Here is an 8354-nt window from a genome sequence, read left to right on the forward strand (position 1 = left end):
CGAGCATCTGCCGTTCGGCGTACTTGGCGTTCTGCCCGGCGATCTTCGGGTAGTCCGGCAGCAGCGCCTTGTTGCCCGCCGGGCCGTGGCAGGCATTGCAGGTTTTCTCCGTGTACAGCTTGGCGCCGTCGGCCGCCAGTGCCGGCGCCGCCGCCAGCGCCAGCAGGGCGAGCAGTACGATCGGTTTCTTCATCGTTTTTCCTTCCTGGGAATGAAACGGGGAACAGGATAGTCCTGCTCCCCGCTGATCTGCCTTGAGATGCATCAAGAGCGCTTACTTCACCTTCTTGGCGCCGTTCTGCTCGAGATACGTCTTGGCGCGCAGGCCGAGGTCGGCCGCCTTGACCTGGTATTGCCAGATCTGCTCGGTCCACAACGCGGCGTTGTTCCAGTCCTTCTTGCCCGCTGCTTCGTCAGCCTTGCTCTTCGCGTCCTTGATCTTGCCCAACTGATCGACTGCGTCGTCCATCATGTTGACCACGTCCGGGAAGTCCTTGTAGTTGACGCTGGTGATGTAACCGACGACCGAGTCGATCACCGCCTGCGTATCGGCCACCTTCTTCAACTGCGCCTTGTAGTCGGCTTCGCTGTAGTTCGCGCCGGCTGCGCCACCCGCCTTGCTCGGCTTCCAGCCTTTCGGCTTGACCAGCAGGTAGCCCTGCATTTCGAGGTGCAAGGCCGAGCAGAACTCGGTGCAGTAGTACGGATAGACGCCTTCGCGATCGGCCTTGAACTTGACCGTGACCGTCTTGCCAGGTTCGACCGAGGCATGCACGTTGTAGGTCGACACGGTAAAGCCGTGCGTTTCGTCCTGCGCGCGTTCGAGGTTGGTCAGGTGGATCGTCACTTCGTCGCCGACCTCGGCTTCGATCGTTTCCGGCGTGATGTGCGAGCGGATCAGCGTGCCGAAGACCTCGATCTTGTTGCCTTTCCTGACGGTCTTCTCTTCGCCGGCGCGCACGGCTCCCGGGTGCGGCTTGTCGGTCCGGCTGTCGGTGCCGACCTTGTAGCGCACGCCCGGCTTCAGCTTGGCGGCCTCGATGGCGACGACGTAGTGCGGCTCGCCAAGCGGCAGCGGCATGTCGTACAGGAGCTGCATCTTGTCGTTGCTGATGTCGATCAACTGGTGGTTCTGCGGGTGCAGCGGGCCAACCGGAACGAAGCGGTCGATCGCCAGTTTGTTCAGCGCGATCAGATAACGCCCTTTCGGATCGACCGAGTCGCCTTCCATCGTGACCAGGTGACCGATGTTGTAGTGCACGCTGATCTTGTCGAGCACCTTGCCTTCGCAGAAGTTCCACTTGGCAACCTGCGAATCGACGTAGAGCGAGGTGTAGGCAACGCAAGGCTTGGCGTCATACTGCGTATGCAGCGGGCCGAGGCCGAGCTGGACCTGCGTGTGCAGCGCATCCTTCATGCCGATCACCGGGATGCCGTAGGCGTCCTTCGACTCGAACTTGCCGGCCTTGATCGCGGCCTGGATCTTGTCGAACGAATAGACCGAAACGTGCGTGTCGAGCTTGCCGGAAACGGTAATGAACTTGCCGTCCGGGGTGACGTCGACGCCGTGCGGCGACTTCGGTTCGGGAATCAGGAAGAGGATGCCCTCCTTGATCGCCGTCTCCATCATCAGCACGTCGTGCCCGTTGATCTTCTTCGCCTTGCCGGCAGCAACCAGTTCGGCCGCCTTCTTCCAGTTGATCACGTGCAGGTAGTCGGTGTCCTTCGCCGAGCAGCCGGCTTCGTAAGGTGGACGGCCTTTCTCGATGCCACCGACGTAGCGCTCGGAACAGAACGAGTTGGTGAACGACCAGCCGTCGGACGGCCCCTTGCCGGCGTCGCTCAGGTCCTGGCTGTACGGCGGCAGTTCAAGCGAGAAAGACTGCTTCGGGTTGATGCGGCCTTCCTTGCGGTCGAACTTCCAGTAGGTGACGCCGCCGCGGTACTTTTCGTTGAACTCCTCGAGCGGATAGAACTTCCTGTTTTCCAGCGGCGTGGCGTACTGCGCGGCCTCGATGATGTATTCGGTGTTCGGCGTGACGAAAGCGCCGCCGTGTTCCGACTTGAAGATCGGGTTGACGACGATCTGCTTGGTTTCGAAATCGCGCAGGTCGATCACCGCCAGCCGCGGATTGGCCTTGTCGTTGATGAACAGGAACTGACCGTCGTACTTGCCCTGCGTTTCGGAGATTGCCGGGTGGTGCGTGTCGCCCCAGGTGATGTCCTTGCCGTCGATGCGCCCCTGCGCGAGAACGGCCTTGGAGTTTTCGTCGAAACCGTAGCCCTGCCAGGGTTCCGGGGTGAATACGCCGATGTACTTGAGGATACGCATCGACGGAACGCCATAGACGATCACCTGACCCGACTGGCCGCCGGACGAGAAGGCAACGAACTCGTCACGCTTGCCGGTCGGCACGTAGGTCTTGGCGGCAGCCAGGAGGTCCTGCTGCGAAAGATTGCGGCGCTTCAACACGTCCTGCAGCGATTCGGCAGACCCGACGCTGCCCGCCGCGGCAAGGCCGATCCCTGCCGTCAGCAGCAGCGACGCAAGCTGCCTGGTACGCATTTTCATCTTGACTCTCCCTCTGGTCATTGGGGTGGTCCCTTCCTTGATGCCCACGGTCATTGTCTCGGCAGCCACCCCGAATGATGGCGATGACCGCCTCCTCGCCCCCACCGCCGGTTCCGCCGGACGACAAGGGAGGTTTCTCGATCGCCGGCGCGAGTGTCGTCGTGCTGCCCGTGCGACACGACGCGGCTGCGGCAATGTGTCGCACATTGTGCGGAGATGCCGACTGCGATAATTTGACCTACGCTAAAATTATCCGCAGCGCCTGCCGGCGGCCGGTGCGCCCCGGCAGTCCGCTACCTGGCGGCAGTCGCGCTTTGCCACCGATCAACAATCCGCAGACCATGATCAGAAACCTGGCGCTTGACGCCGCCCTCTTGCTGGGACTCGCCGTGGTCGGTTTCGCCGGCTACAAGCTGGCTCCGCTGCTCGAACCGCGGACCGATATCGCACTGCCGCTGTCGACCTGCGACCTTGCCCGGCAGACGTGCACAGCCAGCCTGGCGGACGGCGGGGAGGTCGAACTGTCGATCGAGCCGCGCCCGATCCCGGCACTCAAGCCTTTGCTGGTCAAAGCGAACTTTAGCGGGATCGAGGTGCGCAAAGCCGAAATCGACTTTGCCGGCACCGAGATGAAGATGGGCTACAACCGCCCGCAACTGGCGAGGCAGGCGGAACGCGAGGGAAGCGGTAGCCGCTTCGCGGGGAATGCCAACCTGCCTGTGTGCATCACCGGCGGCATGGAGTGGGAGGCGACGCTGCTCGTCGACACCGGCAAGGCAGTCATTGCGCAGCCCTTCCGCTTCGTCGTCGGGAGCGATTGAGCGAGATCGCCTGCGCTCGCCGGAAGTCAGCGGCCGAGGTCAGCGGGCGCCGAACAAAACGAACGGCTTGCCTGCGCGTCCGGCAGGGCAAGCCGCCGTGTTGCTCTTACTTTCTCTTACTTCAACTCGCCGTAGCGTGACTCGTATTCGGCAATCAGCTTGTTCAGCAGTTCGGCCAGGCGCTTGGCGGCAAACGGGCTCATCACGATGCGGTGCGCCAGTTCGATTTCCATTTCCGGCTGGCTGCGATCCCAACTCGCGTTCAGTCCGAAGTTCATTACAACCTCTTCGCGCGTCGAGTTGGCGTTAGCGAAATTGACGTAACTGCTCTTCAACTGCTCGACGTTCCACTTGACGCGTGTGCCGACAGGCTCGGATTTCTTTTCTGCGGGTGACTCGACCATCCGACGTATCTCCTATTTCTCAAGATGACAAGGAATTCTTCTTGGCAGACTGCTCCAGGTAATAGCCAAGGACACGGTCAAGATAGCACTCCGGACTGGGTAGAGCAAGCCCGGCCGAAGACGTCAGCGCGAGCGTCTGCCGATTGGCAAAGCTCTGGTCCGTTGCCAGATACTCCAAAAACACCGGCAGCGTACGAATCGCCCGTTTCGCGTCGCTCGGGAGAAAGATGGCAAGCGCCCGGACAAGCGCGGAAAATGCACTGGCAGGCAAGGTGATCAGCGGGGGCACACGCCGACCAGCGCTGGCAAACGTCTGCCGCACGCGTTCGCGCAAGGGCGCCAGCAATAAGGCCGATGTCGGCCCGGAGCACGCATGCAGAATCTTTCCCGAGGTTGCTGTTGTCGTACTCGACCAGGCAATACAGCGGGCAACATAGTCCGCCGGAACGATGTCGAGGCGCGCATGACCGAAATCGGGCGATAGGCCGAGCGTACGCCGGCCGGAGAGAAACTCGCAAAGGTGGTAGAACACCTGGAAGTGAATGATCCGCCCACTCGTGCTGTCGCCGACGACCATGCTTGGCCGGTGCACGGTCAGCGGCATCCCGTGATCGACTTCGAGACGGACGACGTCTTCGGCCTCAGCTTTGGCCTGCTCATAGGTGTTGTGAAAAACCCGACGACCGCTCAGCCATTCCTCGGGCAACTCGCCATGCGTCCGACCGCCGACGCCCACAGTGCTGACAAACTCGATCTTTTCCAGCCTGCCGGCGGCATGGGCGAGAGCCAAAATGTTCTGCGCAGCGCTTACTGCCGAAAGGCGCGCCTGCTCGATCGGCAGATTCATCCGGACGTTGCCAGCGGAATGCACAATATGCGACGTGCTGGCGCACAACTCACGGTAATCCTCCTGCGCAAGGCCGAACGCGGCCAGCGTGACGTCGCCACGCAAGCCTTTCAGGCGTCCGCGCAGCGCCGCATCGCGCGCATCGATCTGCCAGAAGCTGCACAGGGAGTCCAGCCGCTCGTTCAGCTCCGTCGGCGAGCGCGCGCGCAACAGCAGGCTCACCCGATTTGATGCGTCGCTAAGCAGGATCGGCACGAGCGCGCTGCCGATTGCGCCGGATGCCCCGGTAATGAAGTAGTCTCTCATACGCTGCACAGGAAAAACTGACGATCGGCTGCCCATGCCGCAAACGGCCTGCCTTCGGCCACTTCCAGGCGGGATTGCAGTTCGCCCAGGACCACAGCATGTCTGGCTTCCACCGCATGCCGGCGGATTTTCAGGTTGACCGTCAGGTCGCCACCGGCAATCGTCAGGAGTTGCGCCGTGACGACCAATCCAGCCGGGCGTTCGTAAGGCGGCAAGCCGCCTGTCGCCTGCTCGGCCTGGCGACGCAAGCTGGCAAAGCTGTCCGCTGCTTGGGCTTGCCAGGCGGCGTCGGCGAGAACCATCAGGGCCACCGGTTGCGCCCGGCGAGCAACGAAGACCACCGCGTACTCGACGTTCGGCACCTGCTGCAGGAATTCCTCGATTCGACTAGGCGCAATGCGCCGACCGGTGGATGTCTTGAAAATCTCCGACTTGCGGCCAATCAGCGTAATGAAGCCATCGCTGTCGATGCTAGCGAAATCGCCGCTCGCCAGATACCCTTCGGAGTCGATGCTGGCAACCGCGCCAAGTTCACCCAGGTAGCCGGAAAAGACCCCGGGCCCGCGCACCAGCAACTCTCCATCGTCGGCCAGGCGGACTTCGCTGCCCGGTACTGCACGCCCAACAGTACCAAAACGGAAAGCGTCGGGTCGGTTGACCGCGATCGGAATGATGTTCTCGCTCACCCCATAGGCTTCGAGAACGAGCAAACCCATGGCATGAAAACGCTCGAGCAGCCACAACGGCATCGGTGCCGAACCGCTGATCATGAAACGCAGGTTGGGACCAAGGGCAGCGCGTAGCCGGCTGAGAACGATCCAGTCTGCCAGGGAAAACGCCAAGCGTGAACCGACTCGTGCGCGCCCGTTTGCCCTCAGCTCTTGCGCTCTCCGCTCGCCGATGCGCAAAGCCCAGTCCACCAAGCGCTGCTGCCATGCTGGCTGCTTTGCCAGCACCAACTGCATTCCCGCGTACAACTTTTCGTAGAAGCGTGGGACGCCGACAAACACATGCGGGGCAGTCGTCTTGACGAAGGACATCACCTCGCGCGGATCGCTGACGTAAAAGGTCTGCGCGCCACACCCGATGGCGCTCAGATTGATCATGCGCTGAAAGAGGTTGGACAGCGGCAGCCAGCAGGTCAGGCGGGAATCCTCGCGAACATCGGAAAACGCAGCGAGAATCGTGGCCGCCGCGAGACACATCTGGCGGTGAGTGTATTCTATGCCTTTCGGCTCGCCGGTCGTTCCCGATGAAAAGACGACAGTCGCCGGCGCATCCGGCTCAGCCCGGTTCCACTCAGCGTCAGGCGTCGTCTGCTGACGCAGAATGCTGTCCATCGAGATTGCCCCCGCGGCTTCATCGGAATCGATGGAGATGACGAAACGCACCGTCGCACGAGCGGACGGGTCGACCTTCTCAAGCAGCGAAGAGTTGCCGACGACCAGTCCGGCAAACTTGCAGCGCTGTGCGATGGCCGAAGTGTACGGCTTCGGCGCCAGCGGATCGAGCCCGACGGCAACGCCACCGGCGGCAAGCACAGCAAATTGAAAGAAGTCCCACTCCCGGCAATTGGCCGCCATGATACCCACCCGCTCGCCCGCGCCCAAACCGAGCTTGCGCAGGCCGCTGCTTAGCCTCCCGACGGTACCGCAATATGCTTGCCAAGTCGTTGGAACCCAGGCCTCGCCACGCGCGCAATCCCACAGCGCGATACCGCCAGGCGACAGTTTGCCGCGGGCGCACAGCAAGCCGGAAACGGTCAAGCCACTGTTCAGCATCGCAGCATTGGCCGAAAGAACGTCGGTGAGTGCGGTGTTCACGCTCAGGCCCGCGGCCAATTCAACGGCAACCTCGCGGTCATCGAGCCGTGATCACCGGATCGTAGGCTCCGCGCGGTTTGCTGATCCGCAGGTCGTCGGCAGTAAGGCCCAACCATTGCATGCTGCGGGTCACCTCTTTTCCCGGCCCCAGCCGGTTGCGAATCAGAAAATCGACCAACGGTCCCATCATCCGCCAATAGTTGCGGTTGGCCTTGCCGTGACGAATCAGGCTGGAAAACTCGGGCGCGTAAGGATTGTAGCCGAAGGCGCGCAGATCGGAATACATCAGCAGCCAGTTGATCGGATAGTTGCTGTGGATCGGGTTGGCGTGCTTGCTCGAGGCAACCAGGTCGAGTTCGACCACCCGGCGCATGATCTCTTCCTGGTTATATGGCCAAGCATGGAAAGGTGCGAGATAGCGGGGAAAAGCCGTCCCAACCGGGAAACGCCGCGGATTGTGGAAGCGCCCAAGATCATCGCTGGTGAATTCGCCGCAGGCGGCCAGCTCGGGCGGGGTCCAGTCGGTATCGCGCAGCAATTGCGGCGAAAATTCATACAGCATTCGCTCGGGCTCGGGTTGACCCGGCGAGTAGCCGGCGAGGACTAGAGGAATTCCCTTCTGCACCGCCAGCCTGATCGCATCCCCTTCAAAAAGTGGCGCATAGACGTAAGAGATCGTGTACACCGCACCACGCGCTTCCTGATTGCACAGCAGGTAGCGAAAGAGCCTCCGATAAAAGTCGTGCGACGGCGAATAGCTGATGTGGTCGATGTTGAGCTTGCCGAGCGCGCGCCGGATGTTCTCCCAGGCGATCGTCGGAATGTTGATGTCCACGGTAAACGCGAGCACCCTGAGCTTGAGTTCGACGGCAAGCCGGTAAAGCAGGAAGATACTGTCCTTGCCGCCACTCAGCGGAACTAGGCAATCGTATTCGCCCTGACCCCGCGTACGCTCGAGCGTCTGCTGCAGATCGTCGGCGAACGAGCGGCGGCCTTTTTCCGCCTGCGCCGCCTCGCTGGCCAGGGCCGCCGGATCGCGGCAGAGATTGCAGATGCCGTCGTCTGCCAACGATACGCCCGGCACAGCGACCGGCACCAGACACGTCCTGCATCGTTTCATCAAGTTACTCTCCAAACACCCACCGTCCGCGGATGAACCGGGAACGATGGAGCGGGCCGCTGGCTGACGGCCGATTCTTCGGCCAACCCCGCCACGCTGCTAGGCGGACCATGCACCCAGCAAACCCCTCGTGCGCTTTGCCCGCCCGTCAGCCGTTTGCGCTCACCGCCGGCCGTCGTTCGCCACCGGTGACGTGGCGGCGACCGGTCTTCCTGCCCGCCGCGAGTCCGTCTTACCCGGCGTACCGGCCACTTGTCACCGCCACCCACGTTGTCACACAGCGACTCGTGCGGCACAGCGCGAGTCACTTTTCTGCAATGATCGATGAAGATGCGCCAATTGTCCATCCCGCCGGTCGATCGAGCAAAGCGGACGCGCCTGATCCCTATGAACCCCGTCGACTATGGCCTGAGAGGCTGTGAAAAAATCCCGAGCCTACCCTCCGGGAACGTGGGGCGCAG

7 protein-coding genes are annotated in these 8354 nt (G+C 62.1%); 1 reads left to right on the forward strand and 6 read right to left on the reverse strand.

What is annotated here, in order from left to right; translation table 11 throughout:
* Both RKP46_RS03490 and nosZ read right to left on the reverse strand, forming a co-directional pair.
* On the reverse strand, nt 1-193 hold a 193-nt coding region (locus tag RKP46_RS03490; RefSeq protein ID WP_311105333.1), incomplete at its 3' end, for a c-type cytochrome.
* A gap of 81 nt (nt 194-274) precedes the next feature.
* Nucleotides 275-2572, reverse strand: a complete 2298-nt coding sequence (gene nosZ / locus RKP46_RS03495; RefSeq protein WP_311105334.1) for a Sec-dependent nitrous-oxide reductase — start codon at nt 2570-2572, stop codon at nt 275-277.
* A gap of 83 nt (nt 2573-2655) precedes the next feature.
* Between nosZ and RKP46_RS03500 the strand changes: the two genes are divergently transcribed.
* A complete protein-coding gene (locus tag RKP46_RS03500) occupies nt 2656-3393 on the forward strand; it encodes a hypothetical protein (RefSeq protein WP_311105335.1) in 738 nt (245 codons plus the stop codon).
* A 116-nt stretch (nt 3394-3509) separates the two neighbouring features.
* Here RKP46_RS03500 and RKP46_RS03505 read toward each other — a convergent pair whose 3' ends face one another.
* From RKP46_RS03505 to RKP46_RS03520, 4 genes are read right to left on the reverse strand one after another with little or no spacing between them, the layout of a single operon-like run.
* The gene (locus tag RKP46_RS03505; protein WP_311105336.1) at nt 3510-3797 is read right to left on the reverse strand and encodes a DUF3467 domain-containing protein; all 288 of its coding nucleotides are present in this window, start codon (nt 3795-3797) and stop codon (nt 3510-3512) included.
* Nucleotides 3798-3816: 19 nt separating this feature from the next.
* Nucleotides 3817-4950: an SDR family oxidoreductase gene (locus tag RKP46_RS03510; RefSeq protein ID WP_311105337.1), complete on the reverse strand. Its 1134-nt coding sequence runs from the start codon at nt 4948-4950 to the stop codon at nt 3817-3819.
* Nucleotides 4947-6773: an AMP-binding protein gene (locus RKP46_RS03515; protein WP_311105338.1), complete on the reverse strand. Its 1827-nt coding sequence runs from the start codon at nt 6771-6773 to the stop codon at nt 4947-4949. Before RKP46_RS03515 ends, RKP46_RS03510 begins: the two co-directional genes overlap by 4 nt.
* A 37-nt stretch (nt 6774-6810) precedes the next feature.
* The gene (locus RKP46_RS03520; protein WP_311105339.1) at nt 6811-7893 is read right to left on the reverse strand and encodes a hypothetical protein; all 1083 of its coding nucleotides are present in this window, start codon (nt 7891-7893) and stop codon (nt 6811-6813) included.
* Nucleotides 7894-8354: the final 461 nt, after the last annotated feature.

The organism is Accumulibacter sp. (assembly GCF_031732815.1).
Lineage (GTDB): Bacteria > Pseudomonadota > Gammaproteobacteria > Burkholderiales > Rhodocyclaceae > Accumulibacter.

What these genes read in the sequence shown, in the direction of transcription:
- RKP46_RS03500 (WP_311105335.1), top strand. Translation starts at nt 2,656, where the DNA reads ATGACCGCCTCCTCGCCCCCACCGCCGGTTCCGCCGGACGACAAGGGA.
- RKP46_RS03520 (WP_311105339.1), bottom strand. Translation starts at nt 7,893, where the DNA reads ATGAAACGATGCAGGACGTGTCTGGTGCCGGTCGCTGTGCCGGGCGTA.
- RKP46_RS03510 (WP_311105337.1), bottom strand. Translation starts at nt 4,950, where the DNA reads ATGAGAGACTACTTCATTACCGGGGCATCCGGCGCAATCGGCAGCGCG.
- nosZ (WP_311105334.1), bottom strand. Translation starts at nt 2,572, where the DNA reads ATGAAAATGCGTACCAGGCAGCTTGCGTCGCTGCTGCTGACGGCAGGG.
- RKP46_RS03505 (WP_311105336.1), bottom strand. Translation starts at nt 3,797, where the DNA reads ATGGTCGAGTCACCCGCAGAAAAGAAATCCGAGCCTGTCGGCACACGC.